Annotated in this window: 1 protein-coding gene and 1 pseudogene; both read right to left on the bottom strand. The window is 67.3% G+C overall.

Going from position 1 to position 1,344, the window contains the following annotated elements:
- Positions 1 to 902: excinuclease ABC subunit UvrC (uvrC, locus tag AB0J68_RS32235; RefSeq protein WP_363942675.1), on the bottom strand; the 902-nt coding region annotated here is incomplete at its 3' end.
- A gap of 140 nt (positions 903 to 1,042) precedes the next feature.
- Positions 1,043 to 1,276, bottom strand: a pseudogene (locus AB0J68_RS32230) (Rieske (2Fe-2S) protein); the annotation flags it as partial.
- Between the last annotated feature and the right edge of the window lie 68 nt (positions 1,277 to 1,344).

Raw genomic sequence — 1,344 nt, 5'->3', positions numbered from 1 at the left:
GATCTTGATTGGCTGACCACATGGTGGCCCGGTCCCGCGAGCCCGCGCGGTGCGGACCGTGCCGTGACCGGTGGTTCAACCTCGACTGATGCGACCGCCTCGAGCGGGTCGTCGGCGAACGCGACCACGTCGGCGTCGGTGCCATCGCCGAGCACCACGGTCTGCTTCTCCATGGCCCGGCGCAGGGCGGCCACGTCGTCGCGCAGCCGGGCGGCCCGCTCGAACTCCAGGTGCTCGCTCGCCTCGGTCATCTCGCGCTCGATCTTGCGGACCATGGTGTCGGTGCGCCCGGCCATGAAGTCGCAGAAGCCGTCGACGATCGCACGGTGCTCGTCGGCGGAGACGGTGCCGACGCACGGCGCCGAGCACTTGCCGATGTAGCCCAGCAGGCAGGGACGACCGACCTGGCCGGCCCGCTTGAACACGCCGGCCGAGCAGGTGCGCGCGGGGAACACCCGCAGCAGCAGGTCGAGGGTCTCCCGGATGGCCCAGGCGTGCGAGTACGGACCGAAGTAGCGCACACCCTTGCGCTTCGCGCCGCGCATCACCTGGAGTCGCGGGTACTCCTCGTCAAGGGTGACGGCGAGATAGGGGTACGACTTGTCGTCGCGGTAGCGGACGTTGAACCGGGGGTCGTACTGCTTGATCCAGGTGAACTCCTGCTGGAGCGCCTCGACCTCGGTGCCGACGGTGATCCAGTCCACCGACTCGGCGGTGGTGACCATCTGCCGGGTGCGCTCGTGCAGGTTCCACACGTCGCCGAAGTAGGAGTTGAGCCGGCTGCGCAGGTTTTTCGCCTTGCCGACGTAGATCACCCGGCCGGTGCCGTCGCGGAAGCGGTAGACCCCCGGTGACTCCGGGATGGTGCCGGGTGCGGGACGGTAGGTCGAGGGGTCAGCCACGTCGACAAGCCTAGTCCGCACCCCCGACACCCACCGCGAGCACTTGATCCACTCGGTTTCCGGGAAGTCGGGGTGTCCGATGCCTACCGACACCCCGACTTCATGGAACGCGAGTCGATCAAGCCGTCGAGCCGCGCGGGTCAGGCGAGGGAGATCTGGTCCCCGGTCACCTTGATGTCCTTCGGCGGCAGCGGCTTGGTGGCCGGGCCGGCCTTCACCGAGCCGTCCTCGATCGAGAACTTGCTGTTGTGGCAGGTGCAGTTGATGGTGCCGCCGTCGACGTTCGTCACGGGGCAGTTCTGGTGCGTACAGATCGGGCTGAAGCCCTTGAACTGACCGGCCGTGGGCTGGGTGATCACGACGCCCTCGGCGGCGAGGAAATCAGACGATATTGAGACTTTTCCAAGCTCACTGGTTACTCACTGTTCTCGCTGTCGTTGCC

It is taken from the genome of Micromonospora sp. NPDC049580 (assembly GCF_040675595.1).
Lineage (GTDB): Bacteria > Actinomycetota > Actinomycetes > Mycobacteriales > Micromonosporaceae > Micromonospora.
The sequence above is the reverse complement of the archived record's forward strand: the minus strand, read 5'-3'. Positions and strand labels throughout refer to the sequence as shown.